General features: G+C 71.8%; 22 protein-coding genes and 2 rRNA genes. 5 read left to right on the plus strand and 19 right to left on the minus strand.

The window, feature by feature from the left end:
• Nucleotides 1-51: 51 nt before the first annotated feature.
• The 3 genes from ADK57_RS19185 to ADK57_RS19195 all read right to left on the minus strand — a co-directional run bounded on the left by ADK57_RS19185 (nucleotide 52) and on the right by ADK57_RS19195 (nucleotide 4,707).
• Nucleotides 52-2,154, minus strand: a complete 2,103-nt coding sequence (locus ADK57_RS19185) for a tetratricopeptide repeat protein (RefSeq protein ID WP_053750700.1) — start codon at nucleotides 2,152-2,154, stop codon at nucleotides 52-54.
• Between the two features lie 161 nt (nucleotides 2,155-2,315).
• Nucleotides 2,316-2,942, minus strand: a complete 627-nt coding sequence (locus ADK57_RS19190) for an NUDIX domain-containing protein (RefSeq protein WP_053750701.1) — start codon at nucleotides 2,940-2,942, stop codon at nucleotides 2,316-2,318.
• A gap of 82 nt (nucleotides 2,943-3,024) precedes the next feature.
• On the minus strand, nucleotides 3,025-4,707 hold the full coding sequence (locus ADK57_RS19195) for a CTP synthase (protein WP_053750702.1): 1,683 nt from the start codon (nucleotides 4,705-4,707) through the stop codon (nucleotides 3,025-3,027).
• Nucleotides 4,708-5,251: 544 nt separating this feature from the next.
• Here ADK57_RS19195 and ADK57_RS19200 point away from each other — a divergent pair.
• Nucleotides 5,252-7,054, plus strand: coding sequence for a glycoside hydrolase family 15 protein (locus ADK57_RS19200; protein WP_053750703.1), 1,803 nt, complete (start codon nucleotides 5,252-5,254; stop codon nucleotides 7,052-7,054).
• A gap of 66 nt (nucleotides 7,055-7,120) precedes the next feature.
• Nucleotides 7,121-8,503 (plus strand): FAD-binding oxidoreductase, encoded by a 1,383-nt coding sequence (locus tag ADK57_RS19205; RefSeq protein WP_053750704.1) that lies wholly within the window; start codon nucleotides 7,121-7,123, stop codon nucleotides 8,501-8,503.
• Here the strand turns inward: ADK57_RS19205 and ADK57_RS19210 are convergent.
• Nucleotides 8,490-9,500 carry an LLM class F420-dependent oxidoreductase gene (locus ADK57_RS19210; protein ID WP_053750705.1) on the minus strand — a complete coding sequence of 337 codons (1,011 nt, stop codon included), beginning with the start codon at nucleotides 9,498-9,500 and terminating at the stop codon, nucleotides 8,490-8,492. The genes ADK57_RS19205 and ADK57_RS19210 overlap by 14 nt on opposite strands.
• A gap of 115 nt (nucleotides 9,501-9,615) precedes the next feature.
• On the opposite strand from ADK57_RS19210, the gene ADK57_RS19215 reads away from it, so the two are divergent.
• The gene (locus ADK57_RS19215) at nucleotides 9,616-11,256 is read left to right on the plus strand and encodes a PucR family transcriptional regulator (RefSeq protein WP_053750706.1); all 1,641 of its coding nucleotides are present in this window, start codon (nucleotides 9,616-9,618) and stop codon (nucleotides 11,254-11,256) included.
• A gap of 40 nt (nucleotides 11,257-11,296) precedes the next feature.
• Here the strand turns inward: ADK57_RS19215 and ADK57_RS19220 are convergent, their stop codons facing one another.
• From ADK57_RS19220 to ADK57_RS19245, 6 genes are all read right to left on the minus strand, one after another.
• Nucleotides 11,297-12,433 (minus strand): glycosyltransferase family 4 protein, encoded by a 1,137-nt coding sequence (locus tag ADK57_RS19220; RefSeq protein ID WP_053750707.1) that lies wholly within the window; start codon nucleotides 12,431-12,433, stop codon nucleotides 11,297-11,299.
• Nucleotides 12,434-12,697: 264 nt separating this feature from the next.
• The gene (locus tag ADK57_RS19225; protein WP_053750708.1) at nucleotides 12,698-13,462 is read right to left on the minus strand and encodes a hypothetical protein; all 765 of its coding nucleotides are present in this window, start codon (nucleotides 13,460-13,462) and stop codon (nucleotides 12,698-12,700) included.
• A 48-nt stretch (nucleotides 13,463-13,510) separates the two neighbouring features.
• Nucleotides 13,511-15,229 (minus strand): DNA repair protein RecN, encoded by a 1,719-nt coding sequence (gene recN / locus ADK57_RS19230; protein WP_053750709.1) that lies wholly within the window; start codon nucleotides 15,227-15,229, stop codon nucleotides 13,511-13,513.
• Nucleotides 15,230-15,464: 235 nt separating this feature from the next.
• Entirely contained in the window at nucleotides 15,465-16,370 is a 906-nt protein-coding gene (locus ADK57_RS19235; protein WP_053750710.1) for an NAD kinase, read from the minus strand.
• The gene (locus ADK57_RS19240) at nucleotides 16,367-17,182 is read right to left on the minus strand and encodes a TlyA family RNA methyltransferase (RefSeq protein ID WP_053750711.1); all 816 of its coding nucleotides are present in this window, start codon (nucleotides 17,180-17,182) and stop codon (nucleotides 16,367-16,369) included. The genes ADK57_RS19235 and ADK57_RS19240 overlap by 4 nt, the downstream gene beginning before the upstream one ends.
• 7 nt (nucleotides 17,183-17,189) lie before the next feature.
• The gene (locus tag ADK57_RS19245; RefSeq protein ID WP_053750712.1) at nucleotides 17,190-17,498 is read right to left on the minus strand and encodes a hypothetical protein; all 309 of its coding nucleotides are present in this window, start codon (nucleotides 17,496-17,498) and stop codon (nucleotides 17,190-17,192) included.
• A 42-nt stretch (nucleotides 17,499-17,540) separates the two neighbouring features.
• Between ADK57_RS19245 and ADK57_RS19250 the strand changes: the two genes are divergently transcribed.
• Entirely contained in the window at nucleotides 17,541-17,888 is a 348-nt protein-coding gene (locus ADK57_RS19250) for an SCP2 sterol-binding domain-containing protein (RefSeq protein ID WP_053750713.1), read from the plus strand.
• Here the strand turns inward: ADK57_RS19250 and ADK57_RS19255 are convergent.
• The 4 genes from ADK57_RS19255 to ADK57_RS19270 all read right to left on the minus strand — a co-directional run bounded on the left by ADK57_RS19255 (nucleotide 17,872) and on the right by ADK57_RS19270 (nucleotide 21,999).
• The gene (locus ADK57_RS19255; RefSeq protein WP_053750714.1) at nucleotides 17,872-18,783 is read right to left on the minus strand and encodes an ABC transporter ATP-binding protein; all 912 of its coding nucleotides are present in this window, start codon (nucleotides 18,781-18,783) and stop codon (nucleotides 17,872-17,874) included. The genes ADK57_RS19250 and ADK57_RS19255 overlap by 17 nt on opposite strands.
• Nucleotides 18,780-19,817, minus strand: a complete 1,038-nt coding sequence (locus ADK57_RS19260; RefSeq protein ID WP_053750715.1) for a FecCD family ABC transporter permease — start codon at nucleotides 19,815-19,817, stop codon at nucleotides 18,780-18,782. The genes ADK57_RS19255 and ADK57_RS19260 overlap by 4 nt, the downstream gene beginning before the upstream one ends.
• Nucleotides 19,814-20,857 carry a FecCD family ABC transporter permease gene (locus tag ADK57_RS19265; protein WP_053750716.1) on the minus strand — a complete coding sequence of 348 codons (1,044 nt, stop codon included), beginning with the start codon at nucleotides 20,855-20,857 and terminating at the stop codon, nucleotides 19,814-19,816. The genes ADK57_RS19260 and ADK57_RS19265 overlap by 4 nt, the downstream gene beginning before the upstream one ends.
• Before the next feature lie 113 nt (nucleotides 20,858-20,970).
• The gene (locus ADK57_RS19270; protein WP_053750717.1) at nucleotides 20,971-21,999 is read right to left on the minus strand and encodes an HAD-IIA family hydrolase; all 1,029 of its coding nucleotides are present in this window, start codon (nucleotides 21,997-21,999) and stop codon (nucleotides 20,971-20,973) included.
• 72 nt (nucleotides 22,000-22,071) lie between these two features.
• On the opposite strand from ADK57_RS19270, the gene ADK57_RS19275 reads away from it, so the two are divergent.
• Nucleotides 22,072-23,364: a DUF1015 domain-containing protein gene (locus ADK57_RS19275; protein ID WP_053750718.1), complete on the plus strand. Its 1,293-nt coding sequence runs from the start codon at nucleotides 22,072-22,074 to the stop codon at nucleotides 23,362-23,364.
• Nucleotides 23,365-23,417: 53 nt separating this feature from the next.
• Here ADK57_RS19275 and ADK57_RS50490 read toward each other — a convergent pair whose 3' ends face one another.
• The 5 genes from ADK57_RS50490 to ADK57_RS19300 all read right to left on the minus strand — a co-directional run.
• Nucleotides 23,418-24,224, minus strand: a complete 807-nt coding sequence (locus ADK57_RS50490; protein WP_234390297.1) for a hypothetical protein — start codon at nucleotides 24,222-24,224, stop codon at nucleotides 23,418-23,420.
• The gene (locus ADK57_RS50495) at nucleotides 24,116-24,679 is read right to left on the minus strand and encodes a hypothetical protein (RefSeq protein WP_199830623.1); all 564 of its coding nucleotides are present in this window, start codon (nucleotides 24,677-24,679) and stop codon (nucleotides 24,116-24,118) included. Before ADK57_RS50495 ends, ADK57_RS50490 begins: the two co-directional genes overlap by 109 nt.
• A 123-nt stretch (nucleotides 24,680-24,802) precedes the next feature.
• On the minus strand, nucleotides 24,803-25,237 hold the full coding sequence (locus ADK57_RS52270; protein ID WP_199830624.1) for a hypothetical protein: 435 nt from the start codon (nucleotides 25,235-25,237) through the stop codon (nucleotides 24,803-24,805).
• 391 nt (nucleotides 25,238-25,628) lie between these two features.
• Nucleotides 25,629-25,745, minus strand: a 5S ribosomal RNA gene (rrf, locus tag ADK57_RS19295).
• Nucleotides 25,746-25,848: 103 nt separating this feature from the next.
• Nucleotides 25,849-25,925, minus strand: a 23S ribosomal RNA gene (locus ADK57_RS19300); the annotation flags it as partial.

Below are 25,925 nucleotides of genomic sequence, written 5' to 3' on the forward strand. Positions count from 1 at the left end.
CGGCAGAGCCAGTCTAATGAAGGCGTTCCCGCTGTCTAGCCTTTCATTGCATCAATCTTCAGCAGATGTACTACGGATTTCGCAGGCGTTAGCGTCGTGTTCCGGTGGATCAAGGGGTTCCGGCACCGGTTCGGGCTCCGTATCGGCCCGCAGGTCGGGCTCCTGGAGCTCCTCGCCCAGCAGCCCCTCGGCAGCGCTCCGGTGCAACGCCGCCGCCGTGAGATCGCCGAGGTGCTCCAGGGTGCCGGCGATCCTCAACTGCACCGCGGCCTGCAGGCGTACGTCTTCGGCGCGACGTGCCCACTCCACGGCCTCCTGGCAGGTGCGCAGCGACTCCTCGAGCCGTCCGGCGTACTCCTGGACGCGCGCGAGTTCGCTCAACGCCCGTGCGAGGGCGGGCACATCGCCGTTCTTGCGGTGCCCGGCGACCGCGGCCCGCCAGTCGCGCTGCGCCTCGCCGTAGCGGCCCGCATACGTGTGGGCCGCGGCGATACGGCCGTACAGCCGCGCGGCGTCCGCACGCTCGTCCCTCGCGAGCCGCTGGACGAGGGCCCGGCCGTACCAGTCGGCGGCCCGGTCGTAGTCCCCGAGTTCCAGGTGGGCGCCGCCTACGGATTCCATCGCGCGGCCGGTCGCGTACGGGTCGTTCGCCTCCCGTCCGGCGTCCAGAGCCGCCCGGTAGCGCGCCAGGGACTCCTGTGTGCGGCCGGTCCGGGCGTCCAGGTCGGCGAGGTTCAGCAGGGCGGCGGCCCGCTCGCGGGGCAGTGCGCGGCGCTCGGCCACGTCGAGGACGAGGCGGTGGATGCCGTACAGGTCGGGCGCGGCCGCCTGGGTGCCGAAGTGGGCGACCATCGCCCTCACGAGCTGGGACATCAGACGCCGGGCGAGGGTGTCCAGCTCGCCGTCGGCGACCGCGAGGCGGGCCGCGGCGAGCAGGGCCGGCCTGCGGATGCTCAGCCAGTCGGCGGCGGCCCGCGGGCTCGGGAAGCGCAGGGAGCGTGGCATGCCCTGGAGCTTCTCGCGCGCCTCGGTGCTGTCGGTCTCGGTGATCGCCCGGCAGGACTGCAGCAGCCGTACGGTCCGCTCCAGCATCCGGGCGCGGGCCAGCTGGAGCTCGGCAGGGCGGTCCTGGGACTCGGCGAGGGCCTTCAGCAGGGGCTGGAGGCAGCCCGGAACCTCGTACTGCGGCAGCGGCGACTCCACCGCGTGCAGCAGACCCAGGGCGACGAAGTCGTCCAGGGTCGTGTGGGCGCCGCCCACCGAGCAGCCGGCGAGTGCGGAGGCGGTGTGCGGGTCGACCAGGCCGGCCGGGGCGAGGGAGAGCAGTCGCAGTATCCGGGCGGCCGGGGCGGGCAGGGACGTGTAGGCGAGCCGGAAGACCCTGCTGAGCGGGGTCTTCCCTTCGTCACCGTCGGCGTGCAGGTGCTTGGCGAGGTCGGCGACGGCCGCCTTGGGACGGGCGGCGAGCCAGCCCCCGGCCAGCGTCAGCGCGGCGGGCTGGCCCTGGCACTCCTCGACCAGCCCCTCGGCGGCACGGGGGTCGACGGTGATGCGGACCGAGCCGGCGTGCCGGGACAGCAGTTCGACGGCGGACTTGGTGTCGAGGCCGCCCAGAGTGCACGGACGGACGTCCGCGATCCCGGTCAGCGGGCCCCCGGAGACGGCCACGACCAGGCACTGGGGGGTGTCCGGCAGCAGGGCGTCGACCTGTTCGGCGCTGGCCGCGTCGTCGAGCAGGAGCAGCATCCGGCGGTCGGCGAGGGCCTCGCGGAGCGCCGCGGTCAGGTCGTCCTCGGCGGCTCCGGCGGGCGTCGGCAGCTCCAGCGCGACGAGCAGTTCGCGGGCGGCGAGCTCGATCGGGACGGGCGTGCCGTCGGGCTCGCTGAGCCGGGCCCGGAGCACCCCGTCCCGGTAACGGTCGGCGACCTGCCGTACGAGTTCCTCGGCGAGCGCCGTACGGCCCGAGCCGGGTTTGCCCGCGATGAGAAGCACCCGCGCGCGGGGAGCCTTGCGGCCCGAGATGGTGTCCAGGCCGGCGCGCTCGATGTCGGCGCGGAGTTCTTTCAACTCCCTTGTACGGCCCAGGAATCGAGTCCCCGCAGCAGCGTCTGAGGACAGCTGCACGCCGCCTGCGTCCACCGCCTGATCCGTCACGGGCCACACTCCCGTCCCACCGCACGCGCAAGCCCGCCGGGACTCCGGTTCGGGCGTTTCCAGAGCCTAGTTCACGCTCTGCTACGTTCCGTGTGGACCACGGCGGGCACATCCCCCGATCGGATCAGCCGATGGTCACATCAGTGGCGGGGTGCGTGGGTTCAGGACTCGAACGGTCGCGCGGGCCAGGGTGCCTCCGCCGGGCGCAGGGCGTCGAGCCCGTCCCCGGCGCGCGCGGCGACCAGCGAAAGCACGCCCACGACGAGGCAGTTGTTGTGCAGCTCCCCCGCGAGCACCTTCCGGACGAGCTCGTCGACCGGCACGCGCGCGTGCTCCATGTCGGCCTCCTCGTCCTCGACCACGAAGCGCTCCCCGTCGGCCTCGGACAGATCGCGGGCGAGGAAGATCCGTACGGCCTCGTCGCAGCCGCCGGGCGTGGTGTAGACGTCGGTCAGCACCCGCCAGTCCTCGGCCTTGACGTGCGCCTCCTCGTACAGCTCGCGCTGGGCGGCGTGCAGCGGGTTCTCGCCGGGGACGTCGAGCAGTCCGGCCGGGATCTCCCACAGCTTCTGCCGCACCGGGTGCCGGTACTGCTTGATGAGCAGGACACGGTCCTCGCCGTCGAGGGCGAGAACGGCCACGGAGCCGGGGTGGACCTGGTAGTCACGGCCGACCACCGAACCGTCGGGCATGACCACCTCGTCCGTGCGGACGGAGGTCTTGTTGCCCACGAAGGGGGTCTCGGTGGACCGGATCTCCCACGCCTCGGGAGTGTCCTTGATCGTCATGCCCTGTCCTTCCACGTGCGCGAAGAGGCCGGGACGCCCACCTTTTGAATGCGGACGCCCCGGCCAACGTACAACTGTTGTGCTACTTCGAATTCTTCCTCGCGGCCTCTGTCCGCTGGACCGCCGCCTTCACGAGACCGGCGAACAGCGGGTGCGGACGCGTCGGACGCGAGCGCAGCTCCGGGTGCGCCTGGGTCGCGACCAGGTACGGGTGGACATCGCGCGGGTACTCGACGTACTCGACGAGCTTGCCGTCCGGCGACGTGCCGGAGAACACGATGCCCGCCTTCTTCTCGAGCTCCGCGCGGTAGGCGTTGTTCACCTCGTAGCGGTGCCGGTGGCGCTCCTCGACGTACTCCTTGCCGTCGTACACCTCACGCACGATCGAGCCCTCGGCCAGCTTGGCCGGGTACATGCCCAGGCGCATGGTGCCGCCCATGTCGCCCTCGCCGGCGACGATGTCGAGCTGCTCGGCCATGGTGGAGATGACCGGGTGGCCGGTGGCCGCGTCGAACTCGGTGGAGTTGGCGTCGGGGATGTCGGCCAGGTTGCGCGCGGCCTCGATCACGATGCACTGCAGGCCCAGGCACAGGCCGAGCAGCGGGATCCTGTTCTCGCGGGCGTAGCGGATGGCGCCGACCTTGCCGAGCACACCGCGGTCGCCGAAGCCGCCCGGGATGCAGATGCCGTCGACGTCACCGAGCTGCTGGGCGGCGCCGGCCTGGGTCTTGCAGTCGTCCGAGGTGACCCACTTGATCTTCACGCGGGCCTTGTTGGCGAAGCCGCCGGCGCGCAGCGCCTCGGTGACCGAGAGGTAGGCGTCGGGCAGGTCGATGTACTTGCCCACCAGGGCGAGGGTGACCTCGTGGTCGGGGTTGTGGACGCGGTCGAGCAGGTCGTCCCAGGTCGTCCAGTCCACATCGCGGAACGCGAGGTCCAGCTTGCGGACGACATAGGCGTCCAGGCCCTCACCGTGCACGGTCTTCGGGATGTCGTAGATGGAGCGGGCGTCGGGGCAGGCGACCACGGCGGCCTCGTCGACGTCGCACATCAGCGAGATCTTGCGCTTGATCGCGGTCGGCACCTCGCGGTCGCAGCGCAGCACGATCGCGTCCGGCTGGATACCGATGTTCCTGAGGGCCGCAACCGAGTGCTGGGTCGGCTTCGTCTTCAGCTCACCCGAGGGACCGATGTACGGCAGGAGCGAGATGTGGACGACGAAGACGTTGTCACGGCCGACCTCGTGACGGACCTGGCGGACCGTCTCCAGGAACGGCAGCGACTCGATGTCGCCGACGGTGCCGCCGACCTCGGTGATCACGACGTCGACCTCGTCCGTCGCCATGCGGCGGATGCGGTGCTTGATCTCGTTGGTGATGTGCGGGATGACCTGGACGGTGTCGCCCAGGTACTCGCCGCGCCGCTCCTTGGCGATCACCGTCGAGTAGATCTGACCCGTGGTGACGTTGGCGGAGCCGTCCAGGTCGCGGTCGAGGAAGCGCTCGTAGTGGCCGATGTCCAGGTCGGTCTCGGCGCCGTCGTTCGTGACGAACACCTCACCGTGCTGGAAGGGGTTCATCGTGCCCGGGTCGACGTTCAGGTAAGGGTCGAGCTTCTGCATGACCACCCGCAGGCCGCGGGCCTTGAGCAGCATGCCGAGGCTGGAGGCGGTGAGGCCCTTGCCGAGCGAGGAGGCGACACCCCCGGTGACGAAGATGTGCTTGGTCGTCGTGGCTGTGCTGTTTCGAAAAGCAGCGGGCGGCATGGCCAAGAGGGGGCTCCCGTGGTCGCGGTCTGTGGGTGCGGTGCGGCATGTCCGGCCCGGAGAACCCGGGTTTTTCTGGAGGTGCCGTCGCTGCGGTTCGGGGGTTTCGTGCCCACCGGTCCACGGGCTACCAGGGTATCAGCGCCCGGACGGGATGGCTTCCGGCCACGCTCTGCACACACGCCGACACGGACCCGCACAGGCTCACGTGTTCCTCACCCGTTGCTCACCCGTTCGGCTCACTCGCGTTGTCGGGAGCGGCACGCAGATCATCTACGTGCGTCGTATCCTGCTCGGACACTCGCTGACCGAGCCAGGCCGGCAACACGGCGAGCCAGGCCGGCAACACGGCACCACCCCCGCCCGTAAGCTCCGGAACAACGAGAGCTCGTCAGTTCGTTGAGTAACAGATGTCGTTTTGCCTCACAGCAGCACGGACTGTTTTGCTTCATCGCTCAACGACGCATGACAAAGACCCCTTGACCGCACTAGCGACAGCCCCCTATTCCCTGGGGGTGACGTGGCCGTTCGACTGGAGTTGCACGTGGCCGGGCGCATCGAAGACTACGCACTCATCGGAGACATGCAGACCGCTGCCCTGGTCTGCCGGGACGGCACAGTGGACTGGCTGTGCCTGCCCCGCTTCGACTCGCATGCCATCTTCGCCGGTCTGCTGGGCACCGAGGAACACGGCTTCTGGCGGCTCGGACCGGCGCACGCGGCCGACTCCGAACCGCCCACCGCTGCGCGGCGCAGCTACCGCGGCGACTCCCTGATCCTGGAATCCGAGTGGGACACCCCGCGCGGCACGGTCCGTGTGACGGACTTCATGCCCCCGCGTGACGGCGCCCCGCAGCTGATCCGGATCGTGGAGGGCGTCTCGGGCCGCGTCCCGATGCGCTCGGCGCTCCGGATGCGCTTCTCCTACGGCCGGGTCGTCCCGTGGGTGCACAAGCACGAGGGCCGTACGGTGGCCGTCGCCGGTCCGGACTCCGTGTGGTTCGACACAGAGGCCGAGACCTACGGCAAGTCGCTGACGACGTACGCGGACTTCACGGTCGCCCCGGGTGAGCGGATCGCCTTCACCATCTCCTGGGAGCCCTCGCACAAGCAGCCGCCGCCGCTGCCGGAGCCCGAGCAGTCGCTGGAGGCGACGGAGGACTTCTGGCGGGACTGGGTGGAGCACTGTACGTACCACGGCCCGTACCGCGAGGCGGTGGTCCGCTCGCTGATCACGCTGAAGGCGCTGACGTACGCCCCGACGGGCGGCATCGTCGCCGCCCCCACCACCTCCCTGCCGGAGGAGATCGGCGGCGTCCGCAACTGGGACTACCGCTACACCTGGCTGCGGGACGCGGCGATCACCCTCTCCTCGCTGCTGCGCACCGGCTACCGCGAGGAAGCCCGCGCCTGGCGCGAGTGGCTGCTGCGGGCCGTCGCCGGCGACCCGGAGAACCTGCAGATCATGTACGGCATCGCGGGCGAGCGCGAGCTGGGCGAGGCCGAGCTGGACTGGCTGCCCGGCTACGAGAACTCCGGGCCGGTCCGGGTCGGCAACGGCGCCGCACACCAGCTCCAGCTGGACGTGTACGGCGAGGTCACCGAGGCCCTGCACCTGGCCCACATGACGGGCCTGGCCCGCAACGACTACGCGTCCCTGCTCCAGCTGAAGCTCATCCGCTACCTGGAGGACCACTGGGACGAGCCGGACGAGGGCATCTGGGAGGTGCGCGGCCCGCGCCGCCACTTCGTGCACTCCAAGGTGATGGCCTGGGTCGCCGTCGACCGCACCATCAAGCTGATCGAGTCCGGTGACGCGGACGGCCCGCTGGAGAAGTGGCGCGAACTGCGCGACGACATCCACCGTGACGTGTGCGAGCGGGGCTACGACAAGGAGCGCAACACCTTCACACAGTCGTACGGCTCGAAGGAGCTGGACGCCTCTCTGCTCCTCATTCCCCAGATGGGCTTCCTGCCCCCCGACGACAAGCGCGTGATCGGCACGATCGAGGCGATCCAGCGCGAGCTGTCCACGTCGGACGGCTTCATCCTGCGCTACCCGACGGACGGGGAGGCCGAGGGTGTCGACGGCCTGCCCGGCGACGAGGGCGCCTTCCTCGCGTGCTCGTTCTGGATGGCGGACGACCTCGCGATGATCGGCCGCGTGGACGAGGCCCGCAAACTCTTCGAGAAGCTGCTGGCCCTGCGCAACGACCTCGGCCTCCTGGCCGAGGAGTGGGACCCGCGCCTGCAACGCCAGGTCGGCAACTTCCCGCAGGCCTTCAGCCACGTCCCGCTCATCGACACGGCCCTGCGTCTGACGGCGTCGGGGGCGTACGGCGGCTGAACAGGACCGGCCCACCGCGCCCGCCTAGGCTGGAAGCCACCAACCCCCGCACGGAAGGGGGCGGCCATGGCTTCCCTCTCGAAGGCGGGCGCGGCTCTTGCTGCGCTGCGCGAGGATCTGACCGGTGAAGTGCTCGCGCCCGGGGATCCGGGTTATGACGAGGCCCGGGCCGTCTACAACGGCATGATCGACCGGCGGCCCGCGGTGATCGCGCAGTGCGTGGACGAGGACGACGTCGTACGGGCCGTGTCCTTCGGGCGGGACCTGGACCTGAAGATCGCGGTCCGCGGTGGCGGGCACAGCGTGGCGGGCATGGCGCTGAACGACGGCGGGCTGGTCGTCGACCTGCGGCGGATGCACGAGGTGACCGTCCACCCGGCGGCCGAGGCGGTACGGGTCGGGGGCGGTGCCACGATGAGCCACCTCGACCGCGCCACCCAGCCGTACGGCCTCGCGACCACCGGCGGCCGGGCCTCCACGACCGGCGTCGGCGGCTTCGTCCTCGGCGGCGGCACCGGCTGGCTGGACCGCTGCTGCGGACTCGCCGTGGACAATCTGCTCGGCGTCGAGCTGGTCACCGCCGACGCCGACCGGATCCATGCGAGCGCCGACGAGAACCCCGAGCTGTTCTGGGCCCTGCACGGCGGCGGCGGCAACTTCGGCATCGCCACCGCGATCACGCTGAAGCTGTACGAACTGCCCGAGTTCTCCATCGCCTTGGTCCTGTACCTGCCGGAGCACGGTCCCGAGGCCGTCCGCACCTACCGCGACCTGATCTCGGTCGCGCCGGTCGAGGCGGCCGGCGGAGTCATCTATCTCACCGGCCCGCCCGAGGAGTTCGTACCGCCGCACCTGGTCGGCACGCTGCTGTGCGGGGTGCTGCTGACGTACGCCGGCGGCGAGGAGGACATGCGCAAGCTGGCCGAGCCGCTGCTCGCGCTGCCGCACGAGGCGGAGATCGTCGGGGCGATGCCGTACGCCGACGTCCAGTGCATGATCGACGATCCGCCCGGGCTGCGGAACTACTGGTCGGCGGAGTACATCTCGGACGCGCCCGACGACTTCGTGGGCGTCTTCTGCGAGCGCGCGCGCTCCATGCCCGTACCGTCCAACACCCAGCACGTGCTGTTCCCGCAGGGCGGCGCGATCGCCGACGGGCCGCACGAGTACCCCGTGCCGTACCGGGACGCGCCGTGGGCCGTGCACCCCTTCGCGGCCTGGCAGGACCCGGCCGACGACGAACGGTGCACGCAGTGGGTCCGGGATGTGCGCGCCGACGTCCTCCCGTGGAGCACCGGCGCGGTCTACCTCAACTTCATCGGCGACGAGGGCGCGGAGCGCGTGGTGGCCGGCCTGGGTGCCGAGAACGCCCGTCGGATGGCGGCGGTGAAGCGCGAGTACGACCCGGACAACGTCTTCCGCTTCAACCACAACATCAGGCCGGCCTGAGGGCCTGTGTCCCATCCCCGGCCGGATCAGCGCGGGATGTGACACATGCCCTGAGCGCCGTCAGCGTCCGCTCCCCCGCCGGATCGCCTGCCGTGGCCGGGACCAGCGCGATCTCGTCGAGCCCGGCCTCGGCATAGGCGTCGATCCGGGCCCGTACGGCGTCGAGGTCCCCGACCAGACCGACCGCGCCCGCGGCCGTGGGCGGGAGCGCGCGCAGCAGGGTGTCGCGGTCGGCGCCGGCCGCGGCCAGCTCCACCGCCTCGCCGAGACCCGCCGCGGTGAACATGTCGCTGTATCCCGGCACGGTCAGATACCCGGCGATGCTCCCCAGGACCTGGGCGAGGGACTCCGGCTCCGGATCGACGGCGGCGGGCAGCCAGGCGGCCAACGTGGGGGCCGGACGGCCCGCCCGCTCGGCCGCCGCGAGCAGTTTGGCCCGCAGCGCGCTCACCTGCTCCGGCGAGACGATGTCCAGCAGCATCCGGTCGGCGTGCGCGGCGGCCGTCGCGATCGCACGGTCCCCGAACGCCGCCACCGTGAGCTGCCCGCCGGGCGGCGCAAGCCGGCGCCGGAAGGAGCTGCCCGGCACGACCGGCTCCCCCGGCACACCGTGCAGAAAGCGCCGTACGGCCGCCGCGCTCTCCTCCATCACGGCCGCCGGCCGGATCCGGGGCCGCCCGTGCACACCCTCCACCACGCGCTTGCTGGACGTGCCCAGCGCCACCCCGGCCGGGCGGCCGGTGACGGCCGCGACGCCCGCGGTACCCCGGGCGATCGTGAACGGGTCGCGCACGGACACCGGCACCGGCCCGGCCGTCAGCGCGACCCGCTCGGTGGCCCGCCCGATCGCCGTGGCCAGGACGAAGGAGTCCCAGGTCGGGCCCTCACCCGCCCACACCTCGCGATATCCGAGCCGGTCGGCGAGCACCGCCACCCGCAACGGCTCGTCGACCGGACTGTCGTCTTCCCGCCCCACGGCGACCACGCTGATGTCCATGTCCCGGCCGCTACCCGGCGGCGCCCGCCCCAATCAAGGGCGTCGATCACCGGTGATCGTCCCTGCGACCGCTCGAGGATGTTGCCGGAACGTGTGCGCAGGTAGCGTCCGCTGTATGGACAGCCGCACGGACCACCGATTCGAGAGCCAGGGCGCCGGGATCACCGTTCGGCGCGCTCTGGAGCTGCCCGGACTGCGCAGCGGGCTGCCCGAGATCCTCGCGGGCGCGGACCGGCTGGGGCGTACCGTGCGCTGGGTGCACGCGGGCGAGGTGCCCAACATCGCCTCGCTACTCAAGGGCGGCGAGCTGCTGTTGACCACGGGCTACGGCCTCGGCACCCGTCCGGCCGAACAGCGCGCGTTCGTGCGCACCCTCGCCGAGCGCGGCATCGCCGCCCTCGTCGTGGAGCTCGGCCCGCGCTTCACCCGGCTGCCCGCCGCCCTCGTCGACACGGCACGCGCGGCCGGTCTGCCGCTGGTCCAACTGCACCGCGAGGTGCCCTTCGTGGCAGTCACCGAGGAGATCCACACCGAGATCGTCAACGGCCACTACGCCCTGCTCCAGCGCGCGGAGGAGGTGCACCGCCGATGCACGGAGGCCCTGCTGGGCGGCGGCGGGATCCCCCAGGTGCTCGGCATCCTGGCCGACTTCAGCGCCAACCCCGTCTTCCTGGAGACGACGGAGGGCCTGCTCCTCTACGCCGCCGGGGCCGGCCCCGAGGGCGCGGACCCGCTCCAGGTGTGGGAGGGGCTGCGCGGCCAGCACAAGGAGGCCCCGCCGACGGGCTCGGTCCTGGTGGACGTGCCGGGCGGCGGGCCCGGGACCGGCTCCGTCCGTGCCCGCCTCGTCCTGCTGCCCGTACGGGCTCCGCTCGCGCCGGTGCACCGGATGGCCGCCGAGCGGGCCGCGGGCATCCTGGCCGTGGTCCTCATGCAGGCACGGCAGGAGGAGGAACTGGCGGCGCGGGGGCGGGGGGATTTCCTGACCGACCTCGCCGAGGGGCGCATCGCGGCGGAGGACGCGCCCGCGCAGGCGCGTGTGCTGGGCTTCAAGCCGGGCGACAGCCCGCTGCTGCCGGTGGTGATGCGGCTGGGCGACGCGCTCTCCCCCGGCGGCGGCTGGGCGGTCCTGGCGCGTGCGGTCGCGGAGGAGCTCGCGTCCGTGGGAGTGCCGGTCCTGCTGGGCGTACGACCCGTCGAAGGCCGTGTCCCCCTGCTGCTGGGCCTGCGTTCGGAGTCGGAGCGGTCGGCGGTCGCGGACCGGGTCGCGGCGGCGCTCAGGGCGGGCGTGGAGCGGGCCGGGATGCAGCGGCCCGGGGCGCAGCCGCCGGTGGTGGTCGTCGGGGTGGCGGGCGGCTGGGCTGCGGCCTCGGCGGGTCTGAGGCACGCGGCGGAGACGGCGACGGCGGCACAGGGGCTGTCGGACCGGCCCTGGTACGACGCCCGCCGCCTGGACATCGACCTGCTCCTGTGGCGACTGCGCGACCATCCGGACCTGGCGGCCTTCGTGGACCGTGCGATCGGGCCCGTCCGCGACCACGACAACCGCTCCAAGCCACCGCTGCTGCCCACCCTGCAGACGTACCTGGCGCACGCGGGCCGCAAGGCGGAGACGGCCCGCGAACTCCACCTCAACCGGCAGACGCTGTACAACCGCCTGGCCCGCATCGGCGAGTTGCTGGGCACCGACCTCGACGACCCGCAGACGGTGCTGGCGTTGAGCCTGGCGCTGCGGGCGCGGAGGCTGGTGCCCTAGTGCCGCGACTGGCCCCAGTGCCGCGACAGGCCCCGGCTTCCTAGATCAGGGGCCGCGGCTGGGTCAACTCGTCGTAGACGCTGAGCACTTGGGCGACCGTCTCGTCCTCGGTGGGCCAAGTGGCCGCCTGCCTCAGGCCCTTCTCCCTGAGCAGCTCCTGCCGCTCGGGATCACCGAGCAGCCCCAGGACGGCGCCGGAGAAGGCCTCCGCGTCCCCGTCCGGAACGAGTTCGGCCGCGTCGCCGACGAGTTCGGGGATGCCGCCCGCGTCGGTGGCGACGAGCGGCACACGCGCGTGGAGGGCTTCCTGGGCAAGGACGTCCCGTGACTCCCCGCTGCTCGGCAGCAGCGCGAGGTCGGCGGCGGCGAGCAGCTCGGTCACGTCGTCCCGCCGGCCGATGAGCCGGACCGGCAGTCCCTCGTCCTCGATCCGCCGCTGCAACTCCGCGCGCAGCGGCCCCTCCCCCGCGATCACGACCAGTGGTGCGGGGTCGAGGCCGCGCCACGCGCGCGTGGCGTCCAACAGCAGGTCGTAGCCCCGGTGCCGGTCGAGGGAGCCGACCGCCATCAGCAACGGGCGTCCGGTGGCGCCGAGTTCGGCCCGGACCTTGGGGTGCAGCCGGTCCGGGTCCTCCTGCTCGACGGCTTTACGGGGCCCGGGCAGCGCCACGGCGGCGAGCCGGGCGTCCCGCGCGCCCGTCCGGCGCGCCCGGTCGACGAGGGCCGAGGTGGTGCCGAGCACCACGGCGGCGGCCTTCACCACCCGCCGCTCCAACAAGCGCAGGAAATGGGCGCGTGCACCCTCGGCGTACGCCCGGTCGTGCCAGGTGACGATGAGCGGGGTGCGCCGCCCGCTCAGCGCGAGCACCGCGCGGAAGGAGGCGTGCAGCCCGTGCGCGTGCACCAGGTCGGCGTTGGTGCACGCCTGGCGCAGGGCGGCCACGGAGCCCGGGTCGCTGCTGCGCGGCACGTGCACGTGTTCGGCGCCGGCCCCGGTGAAGTCGTAGGTGCGATCCGCCTCGAAAGGGGCGCACACCGTGACCCGCACGCCCCGCGCGACCAGCCCCGAGGTCAGGGAGCGCACGTGCGCGCTACTGCCGGCATTGCCTCCGCCCAGCACCTGTACGGTGCGCAGCGGCGACTGGCCGTGCGGTGAGTGGCTGCTCACGGGGGTCACGTGGCCGGGGCTCCTGGTTCGGCGTCGGGCGGTCACGAGGAAACGTACAGAAGGTGTCGAGCGGAGGGGTGTACCGCGCGCTTCCTACGCGTTACTGCGTTCTACGCCAAGGATGCCAGCACGTACGGGTGTTCCGGGAACGCCGGGAGGCGGCCGGCCCGGCGGCACGGTGAGCAGGGTCACCCACACGAGTGAGGGAGGGCCTGGTTCCGCACGTATGTGCCCGCACAGGTCGGTCCCAGGAGCGCGCGCCTCCGCGTCCCGTCACCACCCGCCCGCCGAACGCGCCATCTCGCTCACCTTGTCCCCGTACACGGCCGCGCCGACCACCGCGGCAGCGTGCGCGAGCAGCCCGGCCCGCCCCTTGCCCGCGACCATGGCGGCGCCCAGGGCCGCACCCAGCGCGTGCGCGCCCGTGTCGCCGATCATCGCGCGCTCACCGAGGTCGTCGGGCAGCACGGCCGCCGCGGCCCCCATGGCGGCCGCCGCCAGCTCAGCCCCGGGCCCTTCCTTCAGCAACCCGGGCGCGCCGAGCACGACGACCGCCGCGGCGGCCCGCCCCGGACGTACGTCCACGAGGTTCACGAAATGCGCGGCCCCGGCGATCACGACCCCCGCGAGCACCTTGTCGACCGCCCGCTCCTTCAGCAGGCATCCCGCGACGAGCCCCGCGGCGGAGATCCCGAACAGCTTCACGGCCCCGCTGGTGACCTCTCCGTCCCCGAGAGCGGCCAGGTGCGCACGGAACCCGCTCCGGGCGTCAGCCGCCCCGGCAACGTCGTCGTACGCCCCGCACATCCCGGCGGTCAGCACGGCGAACCCGGCGGCGGGACGCACCCGCCCGGCCCCTACGGCCGCGGCCAGCGCGGACGCGGGTCCGGCGTACAACTCGACGGTCCGCCCCGCGTAGTTCTTCCGCTCCCAACGCTCACGACCGCCGGGCTTCTTCGCGCGAAGGGCGACGGCAGCGGCCCGAGTGAGGCCGGCGGCGATTGCGAACGAGGTGGCCCTGCGAGCGCGATTGATCATTCGCCCACCCTACGAGGATCCTGCACAGCCGGCCGAGGGCCCGTCGCCCTAGAGGTCCGCACGAGCCGTCGCCAGCAACTCCTCCGCATGCGCCCGGGCGGTCTCGGAGTCCTCCTGCCCGGCGAGCATCCGGGACAGCTCCCGGACCCGCTCCTCGCCCTCCAGCACCTTCACACCGGACCGGGTCACGGACCCGTCGTTGGTCTTCTCCACGAGCAACTGCCGGTCCGCGAAGGCGGCCACCTGAGGAAGATGCGTCACGACCACGACCTGCGCGGTCCTCGCGAGCCGGGCCAGCCGCCGCCCGATCTCCACGGCGGCCTTGCCACCGACACCGGCGTCGACCTCGTCGAAGAGATAGGTCGGCACGGGGTCGGTCCCGGCGAAGACGACCTCCACCGCCAGCATCACGCGCGACAGCTCACCCCCGGACGCGCCCTTGGCGATGGGCCGGGCCGGGGCACCGGGATGCGGGGCCAGCAGCAGCTCGACCTCGTCGGCACCGGCCGGCCCGTACGCGACCGTACGCCCGCCCACCTCGACGCCCTCCGGGTCCTCGGTCTGCCGGATGTCGAAGGACACGCGCGCGTGCGGCATCGCCAGGGAGGCCAGCTCGGCGGTCACGGCGGCGGCGAACCGCTCGGCAGCCTCCGTCCGCGCGTCCGTCAGGGCCTGCGCCAGCCCGCCCAGTTCGGCCCGCAGCGCGTCCCGCTCGACGGTCAGCTCCCCTATCCGCTCGTCGTCGCCGTCCAACTCGGTCAGCCGCGCGGCACTGCGCTCGGCCCAGTCCAGCACCGAGGCGACGTTCTCGCCGTACTTCCGCGTCAGCGCGGTCAGTGCGGCCCGGCGCTCCTCGACGGCCGCGAGCCGCAGCGGATCGGCGTCCAGGTCGTCGGCGTACCCGGCGAGCTCCCCCGCCACATCGCCCAGCAGGATCCCGATCTCCCCGATCCGGTCGGCGAGCCCGGCCAGCGCCGGGTCGTACGACCGCACGGCGTCCAGCGCCCGCTGCGCGCCCGCGACGAGCGTGGCGGCGTCGATGCCCTCGGGGTCCTCCGGATTACCGGCGACGGCGGCGTGAGCGGCCGTGGCGGCGGACGACAGGGCCTCCGCGTGCCCGAGCCGCTCCGCCTCCTCCGCCAGCTCCACGTCCTCTCCGGCGCGCGGCTCGACGCCGGCGATCTCGTCGAGGCCGTAGCGCAGCATGTCGGCCTCCTGGGCCCGCTCACGCGCGCGCGTGGTGATCTCGTCGAGCTCGACGGAGACGGCCCGCAGCCGCCGATACGCCTCGGTGTACTTGGCCAGCGGCCCGGCCACCGCACCACCCGCGTACCGGTCGAGCGCCTGCCGCTGCCGGGACAGCTTGAGCAGCCCCTGCTGGTCGGTCTGCCCGTGCACCGCCACGAGATCGTCGGCGAGCTCTGCCAGCACCCCCACGGGCACACTGCGTCCACCCAAGTGCGCCCGGGAACGCCCTTCGGCGGAAACGGTACGGCTGATCAGCAGCGCACCGTCGTCGAGCTCCGCTCCGGCCTCCTCGGCCCGTACGACGGCAGAGTCGCCCGCGGACACACTGATCCGCCCCTCCACGACCGCGTTCTTGGCCCCGATCCGCACGAGCGCCGGGTCGGCCCGCCCACCGAGCAACAGACCCAGGCTGGTGACCACCATGGTCTTGCCCGCACCCGTCTCACCCGTGACGGCGGTGAAGCCGGGTGACAGCTCGACGACCGCGTCGTCGATGACTCCGAGCGACCGTATCCGCATCTCCTCCAACACGGACACGACCTTACGAGGTCGGGGAGGGGAAGTGCGACGGCCCCCGCCCCTGTTGTGTGAAGGTGCAGGTAACGAATGAGCACAGGCCTCATTTGTCACCCTGGCGAGTGGACCTGCCTCGGGGGCGCGGGGCTGTGTCGATCTGCGGCTCCGCCGCGTGTTGCGCGACAAGCCGCAACGGACCCGCAGCCCCCGACGCTCCTCAGACACTCCCCACAGACGGCTAGTGAGGCGCCCCTCGCCATCCAGAAACCGGCAACGCGAACTTCGCGACCAACCGATCCGTGAACGAAGCGTGATGCAGCCGAGCCAACCGCACTGGCACAGCCCCCCGCCGCACCTCGACCCGAGCCCCCGGCGGCAACTCCACGGTCCGCCGCCCGTCACACCACAACACCCCCGGCGGAATGTGCGGCAGAACCTCCACCGCCAGCACGGAGTCCGGCGACGTCACCAACGGCTTCGCGAACAACGCATGCGCACTGATCGGCACCATCAACAACGCCTCGACCTCGGGCCACACCACAGGCCCGCCCGCCGAAAACGCGTAGGCCGTGGACCCGGTCGGAGTGGACAGAACAATCCCGTCGCACCCGAACCCGGTGACCGGCCGCCCATCGATCTCCAGCACGACTTCGAGCAGCTTCTCGGCGGAGACCTTCTGCACGGCGGCCTCGTTCAAGGCCCAGTCGGTGTGCACGATGTCGCCGTTGCGATGCACGACGACGTCGACGGTCATCCGCTCCTCGACCTCGTACGCCTTCGTCGCCACCCGTTCGACAACCTTGTCGAGGTCGTCGCGCTCGGCCTCCGCGAGGAAGCCCACCCGCCCCAGATTGACGCCCAGCATCGGCACCCCGGACGCCCGCGCGAACTCGGCGCCCCGCAGCAGCGTCCCGTCACCCCCGAGCACGATCAGCAACTCGCACCCGTCGAGGCACTGCGGAGTCGCCTCCTTGACCAGCTCCACCTCGTCCGGCAGCGGCAGATCCAGTGCCTCCGCCTCCAGGACGCGCACGCCGATCCCCTCGCGCAGCAGCCCCTTCACCACCAGCTCGGCGCTGCGGATCGCCGCGGGCCGCCCGGTGTGGGCGAGCAGGAAAACAGTACGAGCTCGGTTCTGTGTCAACGCGGCCCCTCCGCCACTGCACGGTCAACGTCGGCCGGGTCCAGTTCGGGTGCACCCGACCGCAGCCACAGAAAATACTCGACATTCCCGGACGGTCCGGGCAACGGGCTGGCGGTGACACCCTTCACGCCGAGCCCCAGTTCCCACGCCCGCCGGGCCACCGCGCTCACGGCCGCGGCGCGCAGCTGCGGACTCCGTACGACTCCCCCACTGCCCAACCGTTCCTTCCCCACCTCGAACTGCGGCTTGACCATCATCACCAGATCGGCATCCGGCTTCACGCACCGCACCAGGGCGGGCAGTACCAGGCCGAGCGGGATGAAGGACAAATCCCCCACGACAAGCTCCACAGGCTCCCCATCGATCGCTTCAAGCGTCAACTCGCGTACGTTCGTACGGTCCTTGACGGTGACGCGTTCATCGCTCTGCAGAGACCACGCGAGTTGCCCGTATCCGACGTCGACGGCGACGACATGAGCGGCCCCGGCCCGCAGCAGCACATCCGTGAAACCCCCGGTGGACGCGCCGGCGTCCAGCGCCCGCCGCCCCTCGACGACCAGCCCCTCCGGTACGAACGCCTTCAGCGCGCCGGCGAGCTTGTGGCCGCCGCGCGAGACGTAGTCGGGATCACCCTCGTCGGCCGAGACCACGATCGCCGCGGCGGTCTCCACCTGCGTGGCGGGCTTGGTCGCGACGGTCTTGCCGACGCTGACCCGCCCGGCGGCGATCAGCTGGCTCGCGTGCTCGCGCGAGCGCGCCAGCTTCCGGCGGACCAGCTCCGCATCGAGACGGCGGCGTGCGACTCCTGCCACGTTCGGTTCAGCTCCTGCTCTGGTACTGACTGGAAGGTGTGGCCCGAAGGGCCTCGTTGAGGGGCGCCGGAGGTCCCGGGCGGGCGTCGAGCGCGGTGAGCGCGTCGCGCAGCCCCCGGTGTACATCCTCGTACACCTCGACGTGTCCGTCGGCGGCGAGGTGGTCGGCATCGGCGAGCCGCTCCAGCTGGGCGTCGACCTCGGCGTTGCCGGTGGGCGTGCGGGGCACGTTCAGCGGGGCGGGGGCGGCGGGGTCGTCCTCGGGCTCCACCACCGCGTCCTGCGGTGCCTCGTTCTCCGGCACTGTGTCGCTCATGCCCAGACGCTACCCCGAACCGCTGCGGTACCGTCGATCGCGATGGCCACGATCGAGGAGTGCCGCGCCGCACTCGAGAAGCTCTCGGACAACATGCAGACCGCCGAAGGCGACGTCGCGACGGCCGCCGCCCTGGACCGCTCGGTCAGCTGCCGCATCACCGACCTGGACATCACGTTCGTCGGCCGCATGACGGGCGGCCGGATCGTGGTGCAGGACACGCTGCAGGGCACGCCGCCGGAGAAGGCCCAGATCAGACTGACCCTGGCCGGTGACGACCTGGTGGCCCTGGTGAACGGCGAACTGAACTTCGCCAAGGCCTGGGGTTCGGGCCGGGTGAAACTGGAGGCGGGTCTACGCGACCTGCTCCGTCTCAGGAAGCTTCTTTAGCGGCGACCTTCGCTTCCGGTGCCACGAGCTTCGTCGCCGTACGCGCCTTCCTCGCCGCCGGCACCACCAGCGGCGTCGCCGTCTCCGGGTCGTCGATGACCTGGCAGCGCAGTCCGAAGACCTCCTCGACCAGGTCCGCGGTGACGATGTCGTTCGGAGCACCCTCGGCGATGATCCTGCCGTCCTTCAGGGCGATCAGGTGCGTGGCGTACCGGGCGGCGTGGTTGAGGTCGTGCAGCACGGCGACCAGCGTGCGGCCCTGCTCCTCGTGCAGCTCGGCGCACAGGTCGAGGACGTCGATCTGGTGCTGGATGTCCAGGTAGGTCGTCGGCTCGTCGAGCAGCAGCAGGGGCGTCTGCTGGGCGAGCGCCATCGCGATCCACACGCGCTGGCGCTGACCGCCGGACAGCTCGTCGACATACCGGTCGGCGAGCTCGGCGACCCCGGTCTGGGTCATCGACTCCTGTACGACCCGCTCGTCCTCGGTGGACCACTGGCGGAGGATGCCCTGGTGCGGGTAGCGGCCGCGGCCGACGAGGTCGGCGACGGTGATGCCGTCGGGCGCGATCGACGACTGCGGGAGCAGCCCGAGGGTGCGCGCGACCTTCTTCGCCGGCATCGACTGGATGACGTTGCCGTCGAGCAGCACCCGGCCCTGGTGCGGCTTGAGCATCCGCGACAGCGCCCGCAGCAGCGTGGACTTGCCGCACGCGTTCGGGCCGACGATCACGGTGAAGGAGTTGTCGGGTATCTCGACCGACAGCTCCTCGGCGATGACCCGCTGGTCGTAGGCGAGGGTCACGTTCTCGGCGGAGAGGCGGTTCACAGTGCTCCTTCGGGTGTTCTCGTTCGCCGTGCCGCGCGTCTCGGGCCGGAGTTCCTTCTGCGGGCTCATATCCGGCCCGCCTTGCGCTCGGTGACCAGCAGCCACAGCAGATAGACGCCGCCGAGGACACCGGTGACCACGCCCACGGGCAGCTGGTCGGCGCCGAACGTGCGCTGCGAGATCCAGTCGGCGATGACCAGGAGGGCGGCGCCCATGCACAGGGACGGCACCAGGTTCGGGCCGGGCGAGCGGGTCAGGCGGCGGGCCAGCTGCGGCGCGGTGAGCGCCACGAAGCTGACGGGGCCGGCGGCCGCGGTGGCGGTCGCGGTGAGCAGGACGGCGGCCACCAACAGCAGCAGCCGTACGCGCTCGACGCGCACCCCGAGGGCGTACGACACGTCGTCGCCCATCTCCGTCATCCGCAGCCCGCGCCCGTTGGCGAGGACGAGCGGCACGAGCAGGGCGCACAGCACGAGCAGCGGCCAGACCTGGTCCCAGTCACGCCCGTTGAGCGATCCGGTCATCCAGACGACCGCGCGGGCGGCGTCGACGATGTCGGACACGGTGAGCAGATAGCCGTTGATCGCGGTGACGATCGCGGAGACACCGATACCGACCAGGACCAGTCGGTACCCGTGCACACCCCGCTTCCAGGCGAGCAGATAGATGGCCATTCCGGTCACCAGGCCACCCACGAGCGCGCCGAGAGTGACCTGGGCGGCGCTTCCGGAGAACAGCACGATCATCACGAGCGCGCCGGCGGTCGCTCCCTGCCCGAGCCCGAGCACGTCCGGACTGCCCAGCGGATTGCGGGAGATGGCCTGGAACAACGCGCCTCCGAGCCCCAGCGAGGCGCCGACCAGGAGCCCGACGAGGACCCGCGGCAGCCGCAGCTCGTTGACGATGAACTCCTGTCCCGCGTTGCCGTCGCCGAAGAGCGTCTTGAGCACGTCGGCGGCCGGGATCGGGAAGTCGCCGGTGCCGATCAGCACGACGCTCGCGGCGAGCGCGGCGAGCAGCAGCAGGGCGACGACGGTGACGGTACGGACGTCCAGACGGAGCGAGAGCCCGCCCGGCGTCCTGATGGCACGGTTGGTCCTCACAGCTGCGCCGTCCTCCGCCGTCGTACGAGATAGATGAAGACCGGGCCGCCGATGATCGCGGTGACGATGCCGACCTGGAGCTCCGAGGGCCGGGCGACGACCCGGCCGAGGACGTCGGCACCGAGCAGCAGCACCGGCGACAGGACGGTCGCGTACGGCAGGATCCAGCGCAGGTCGGGCCCGGTGAAGGACCGTACGACGTGCGGAACCATCAGCCCGACGAACATGATCGGCCCGCACGCGGCGGTCGCCGCCCCGCACAGCACGGTCGCGGAGAGCATGGCCAGCGCCCGGGTGAGGTTCAGGTTGGCGCCGAGGGCCTTGGCGGTGTCGTCCCCCATCTCCATGGCGTTCAGCGGCCGGGCCAGCGAGAGCGCGAGGACGGTGCCCACCGCGAGGAACGGCAGCACCTGGAGGATGGCCGAGTTGCTCGCCGAGGCCAGGGAACCGACGGTCCAGAAACGCATCCTGGCGAGCGCCGCATCGTCCATGATCATCACAGCTTGGAGGTAGCCGTAGAGCGCGGCACTGATCGCGGTGCCGGCGAGCGCCAGCCGCACCGGAGTCGCTCCGCGACTGCCGCCGAGGAACCAGACCAGCGCCCCGACCGCGGCCGCGCCGACGAACGCGAACCAGACATACCCGCTCAGCGAGGTGACGCCGAAGAACGTGATGGCGGTGACGACCGCGGCGGACGCGCCCGCGTTGATGCCGAGCAGTCCGGGGTCGGCCAGCGGATTGCGGGTGAGCGCCTGGAGCACGGCCCCGGACAGGCCGAGCGCGGCGCCGGCGAGCAGCCCCAGCACGGTCCGCGACAGCCGGTCCGCGACCACGACGTCGCCGTACGTGCCCGTGTCCTGGAACAAGCCGTGCCAGACCTGCCCCATGGACAACGCCTTCGCTCCGATCGCGATGCTCGCCAGCGCGACGAGCACCAGGATCACCACGGAGCCGAGCAGCCCAATGGCTCGTATCGCCCGGCGGGTTGGGGGCGCGGGGGCGGTCTCCGCGCGCTGTTCGGGAGGACTGTCGACCAACACGCAGTTAGGTTAGCCTACCCTCGCATTCAGCCACGATCCCGTGTCTCGAACGTTCCCGCGCTCACGGGTACACGCCTGAGCGGAGCCCCGCCCCGGGTGGCCGGCCCGACGGTTCACAAACCCAGTCGTGCCAGCGCCTTCCCCCCGTCCAGCTCGCACACACCCTCTCCGGCCGCCGTCCAGGCCGCCGCGCACAGCGCGCGCAACCCGTCCAGGGCCTCGCCGCCACCGTCGAGTTCCAGCCGCTCGGCACCGGCCCGCGCCGTCCAGCCACCACACCCGAAACCGTCGCCCTCTCCGGTGACCTCCGGCTGCCCGGTGAGCATCCCCCGCAGATCGGCGTCGACATACGTCGGCCGGTGCTGCGGCGGCGCGGCGAGCAACTGCGGTCCGTCCGTCACCCCGGTCAGGACGAGCAGCGAGTCCACGCCTCCGTTGAACGCGCCCTCGATGTCCGTGTCCAGCCGGTCCCCGACCACCAGCGGGCGCTCGGCACCGGTCCGCAGGACCGTCTCCCGGTGCATGGGCGGCAACGGCTTGCCCGCCACCTGCGGCTCGGCACCCGTGGCGATCCGCACGACCTGCACGGCCGCGCCGTTGCCCGGAGCGATCCCGCGCGCACTGGGAATCGTCAGGTCGGTGTTGGACGCGAACCACGGCACCCCGCGCGCGATGGCGTAACACGCCTCCGCGAAACGCCCCCACGCCAACTCGGGCCCGCCGTACCCCTGTACGACCGCCACCGGATCGTCGTCCGCCGACTCCACCGGCTCGAGCCCGCGCTCGCGCAGCGCCACCCGCAGCCCTTCCCCGCCGATCACCAGCACGCGCGCACCCGCCGGCACCTGCTCGGCGATCAGCCGGGCGACCGCCTGCGCGGAGGTGATGACGTCCGACGCCCCCGTCGGTATGCCCAACTCGGTGAGGTGGTCGGCCACGGCATCAGGCGTCCGCAGCGCGTTGTTGGTGACGTACGCGAGATGCATCCCGCCCGCGCGCGCGGTGGCGAGCGACTCCACCGCATACGCGATCGCGTTCCCGCCCGCGTACACCACCCCGTCCAGGTCGAGCAGCGCCGTGTCGTACGCCTCGCTCAGGGCCTGCCCACTGCCCTCGGGCTTCGTCCTGACGCCCTGGCTCATTCCGCATCGCTCCTCGTTCGCTCGCTTTCCCCCGATCATCGCGCATACCACTGACACACGTACGATGCCGGGATGAACACAGCGGGTCACTCGGAAGCAACGGCGCGCCGAGGCCTGGAACTCACCCCGTTCCGAGGCCTGCGCTACGACCCCGACCGGGTCGGCAGCCTGGCCGCCGTGACCTCCCCGCCGTATGACGTCGTGGTCCGCCCCGACGGCCTGCACCACCTCCAGTCCGCCGACCCGTACAACATCGTCAGGCTGATCCTGCCCCAGGCCGCCACTCCCAGCGTCCGCAATGAACAGGCCGCGGACACCCTGCGCCGCTGGCTGTCCGAGGGCGTCCTGACCGCCGACGCCGAGCCGGGCCTGTACGTCTACGAGCAGCGCGACGGCCACGGCCTGCTCCAGCGCGGCATCATAGGCGCCCTGCGCCTGTCGGAGCCCTCTGAGGGCGTCGTCCTGCCCCACGAGGACGTCATGCCGCACGTGGTCGCAGACCGCGCCGGGCTGATGCGTGCCACTTCCGCGAACCTGGAGCCCCTGCTCCTGACGTACCGCGGAAATGGTTCAGCCTCCGCCACAGCCGACGTCATCGAGCGCACCGCAGCACAGCCCCCGTTGCTCGCCACCACCACGGAGGACGGCTTCAGCCACCGGCTGTGGTCGGTCGCCGACCCCGCCGACCTGGCCCGTATCCGCTCCGACCTGGCCCACCATCAGGCCCTGATCGCCGACGGCCACCACCGCTGGGCCACCTACCGGCGTCTACGCGCGGAGCACCCTTCCCCCAGCCCCTGGGACTACGGCCTGGTCCTCCTCGTCGACACGGCCCGCTACCCCCTGCGCGTCCGCGCCATCCACCGCCTCCTGCACGGCCTGCCGGTCGCGGAGGCCGTGGCGCCGCTGGAGGGACTCTTCCGCGTCCGCCACCTGGACGTCCCGCTGACCGAGGCCCTGGACGCCCTGGCCGACGCGGCCTGCGCGGGCAACGCCTTCCTGCTGGCCGGCGACGGCACCTTCCACCTCGTCGACCGCCCGGACCCGGCCCTGCTCGCCCGCACCATCCCCACGGACCGCCCGGCGGCCTGGCGCACTCTGGACGCGACGGTCCTGCACTCCACCCTCCTCGATCACGTCTGGCACATCCCCGAGGACTCCCCCGCCCACATCGCCTACATCCACGACACGGCCGCCACAGTCGAGAAGGCGGAACGCGACGGCGGTACGGCGATCCTGATGCACCCCGTCCGCGAGGAGGTCGTACGCGACCTCGCCCGCCAGGGCGTCACGATGCCCCGCAAGTCGACGTCGTTCGGCCCGAAACCGGCCTCGGGCCTGGTGCTGCGCGCACTGGACGTGTGACACACGAAAGGGCGGGACCCGGTCATGGGGTCCCGCCCTTTCACTCACGGACGTCAGTCCTTGGTGTCGTCCTTGTCGTCCTCAGCGGCCTCGGTGTCCTCAGCGGCCTCGACAGCCTGCGCGGGTGCGTCGTGGGACTCAGCGTCGTCCGCACCCTCACCCTCGCTCTCGCTCTCGCTCTCGTCGAAGGCATCGACGAACGCCACACCGTCCAGCTCGGCAAGCCGGTCCGACGCGTCCGTGCTGCTGTCCTTGTCGGCCTCCACGGCCTTCGCGAACCACTCCCGCGCCTCACCCTCGCGCCCGGCAGCCAGCAGTGCGTCCGCGTACGCGTACCGCAGCCGCGCGGTCCACGGCTGCACGGAGTTGGACGCCAGCTCGGGGCTCTGCAGCGTCACGATGGCCGCGTCGATCTGCTCCATGTCACGCCGAGCGCCGGCCGCGACGAGCCGCATCTCGACCTGCCCGGCCTTGTCCAGCTTGTGCACCTCGGGCGCGCCGGCCATGTCCAGCGCCTTCTCCGGCCTCCCGAGCCCGCGCTCGCAGTCCGCCATGACGGGCCACAGGTCGACACTGCCGGTCATCCGTCGCGCGGCCCGGAACTCCGCAAGCGCCTCGCTGTACTTCTGGTTCGCGTACGCCGCGAACCCGCCGGCCTCCCGTACCGCGGCGACGCGCGACGCCAGCCGCAGGGCCACCTTCGAGTACGCGTACGCCGTCTCGGGGTCCTCGTCGATGAGCCGCGCCACCATCACCAGGTTCTTGGCGACATCCTCAGCGAGCCCCTTCGGCAGACTCTGCAGTTCCTGCCGTACGTCCTTGTCGATCTCCTCGCCCGTGACGTCCTCCGGGATCGGCAGCCGCCTGATCGGCTCCCGGTCGCGGTCGCGCTCGTCCCGGAAACGCCCGCCACCACGCCGGTCGTCGCCGCCGCGCCGGTCGTCACGGCCACGGAAGCCGCCGGGACGTCCACCACGGTCGTCACGCCCACGGTCGTCACGCCGCGGTCCACGAGGGCCGCCGCGGTCGTCCCGACCACGGAACCCACCGCGCTCGCCGCCCCGGTCTCCACGGCTGTCGTCGCGCCGATCGTCCCGACGGAAACCACCGCGGTCCCCACGGTCGTCACCACGGTGGTCGTCCCGACGGTCATCACGGCGGAAACCACCGCGATCGCCGCGATCGCCGCGATCGCCACGATCGTCACGGCGGAAACCGCGGTCCCGGTCGTCGCTGCGGAGGGAGGGACGGTCACGGTCGTCACGGCGGAAACCGCCTCGGTCACCACCATCACGGCGATCATCCCGCCGGTCATCACGACGGTCGTCCCGCCGGTCATCACGACGACCATGGCCACCACGGTCGTCGTCACGCCGGCCGCCGAACCCACCACGATTGTCGTCGCGACGGAACCCACCGCGGTTGTCGTCCCGACGCTCTACTCGCTCCCCACGATCGCCACGGTCGTCACGTCGGAAGGTGGGACGGTCACCATCACGCCGGAAGCCACGATCGCGGTCGTCGCGACGCGGACCCGCAGGACGGTCATCGCGACGCGGACCCGCAGGACGGTCATCGCGACGCGGACCCGCAGGACGGTCGTCACGACGCGGACCCGCAGGACGGTCGTCACGACGCGGACCCGCAGGACGGTCGTCACGACGCGGACCCGCAGGACGGTCGTCACGACGGAACGCCGGACGAGGCCCACGGTCGCCCTCTCGCCGGTCATCACGCCGATCGTCACGCCGACCGCCGCTGTACCCACCACGGTTGTCGTCGCGACGGAACCCACCGCGATCCCCACGGTCATCGCCCCGACGGTCATCGCGGCGGTCGTCCCGACGCGGGGCCCCTCCGCGATTGTCGTCACGGCGGAAACCACCGCGGTCCCCACGGTCCCCGCCATCACGACGATCATCGCGACGGCCGTAACTACCGCGGTCGTTACTACCGCGGTCGCTACTGGCACGGTCGCTACTGGCACGGTCCGAACCGCCACGATCATTGTCCCGGCGGTCGTTGTCGCGACGGAAGCCGCCACGGTCTCCGCGGTAGCCGCCCCGGTCGCCGCGGTCACCACTGTCCCGTCGCCGCGGGTCGCGCTCCGGTCGGTCGTCGGGAGAGTTGGTGGACATCGGTGACTCCTGTCTTCGGTACTGCAAGTCATTCTCGCGCAGCCGGGTACCCGGCGCGCTCCGGAAAAACAAAAAGGACCCCTGGCCCCAGCTGAACGCTGGGGACCAGGGGTCCTTCCAAAGATTGTTCGGCGGCGTCCTACTCTCCCACAGGGTCCCCCCTGCAGTACCATCGGCGCTGTAAGGCTTAGCTTCCGGGTTCGAAATGTAACCGGGCGTTTCCCTCACGCTATAACCACCGAAACCCTATTGGTTTCGAGCGAACAAGCACACTTTTCAGTTGGTGTTCTGCTCTAAGCCGGCAACGGTCGTTGCCTCAGAACTAACACAGTGGACGCGAGCAACTGAGGACAAGCCCTCGGCCTATTAGTACCGGTCACCTCCACACGTTACCGTGCTTCCAGATCCGGCCTATCAACCCAG

The sequence above is a fragment of the Streptomyces sp. MMG1533 genome (assembly GCF_001279775.1).
Lineage (GTDB): Bacteria > Actinomycetota > Actinomycetes > Streptomycetales > Streptomycetaceae > Streptomyces.

What these genes read in the sequence shown, in the direction of transcription:
- recN (WP_053750709.1), bottom strand. Translation starts at nt 15,229, where the DNA reads ATGCGGATACGGTCGCTCGGAGTCATCGACGACGCGGTCGTCGAGCTG.
- ADK57_RS19275 (WP_053750718.1), top strand. Translation starts at nt 22,072, where the DNA reads ATGAACACAGCGGGTCACTCGGAAGCAACGGCGCGCCGAGGCCTGGAA.
- ADK57_RS19190 (WP_053750701.1), bottom strand. Translation starts at nt 2,942, where the DNA reads ATGACGATCAAGGACACTCCCGAGGCGTGGGAGATCCGGTCCACCGAG.
- ADK57_RS19255 (WP_053750714.1), bottom strand. Translation starts at nt 18,783, where the DNA reads ATGAGCCCGCAGAAGGAACTCCGGCCCGAGACGCGCGGCACGGCGAAC.
- ADK57_RS19245 (WP_053750712.1), bottom strand. Translation starts at nt 17,498, where the DNA reads ATGAGCGACACAGTGCCGGAGAACGAGGCACCGCAGGACGCGGTGGTG.
- ADK57_RS19225 (WP_053750708.1), bottom strand. Translation starts at nt 13,462, where the DNA reads ATGATCAATCGCGCTCGCAGGGCCACCTCGTTCGCAATCGCCGCCGGC.
- ADK57_RS19270 (WP_053750717.1), bottom strand. Translation starts at nt 21,999, where the DNA reads ATGAGCCAGGGCGTCAGGACGAAGCCCGAGGGCAGTGGGCAGGCCCTG.
- ADK57_RS19195 (WP_053750702.1), bottom strand. Translation starts at nt 4,707, where the DNA reads ATGCCGCCCGCTGCTTTTCGAAACAGCACAGCCACGACGACCAAGCAC.
- ADK57_RS19205 (WP_053750704.1), top strand. Translation starts at nt 7,121, where the DNA reads ATGGCTTCCCTCTCGAAGGCGGGCGCGGCTCTTGCTGCGCTGCGCGAG.
- ADK57_RS19215 (WP_053750706.1), top strand. Translation starts at nt 9,616, where the DNA reads ATGGACAGCCGCACGGACCACCGATTCGAGAGCCAGGGCGCCGGGATC.
- ADK57_RS50495 (WP_199830623.1), bottom strand. Translation starts at nt 24,679, where the DNA reads ATGACCGGCGGGATGATCGCCGTGATGGTGGTGACCGAGGCGGTTTCC.
- ADK57_RS19250 (WP_053750713.1), top strand. Translation starts at nt 17,541, where the DNA reads ATGGCCACGATCGAGGAGTGCCGCGCCGCACTCGAGAAGCTCTCGGAC.
- ADK57_RS19210 (WP_053750705.1), bottom strand. Translation starts at nt 9,500, where the DNA reads ATGGACATCAGCGTGGTCGCCGTGGGGCGGGAAGACGACAGTCCGGTC.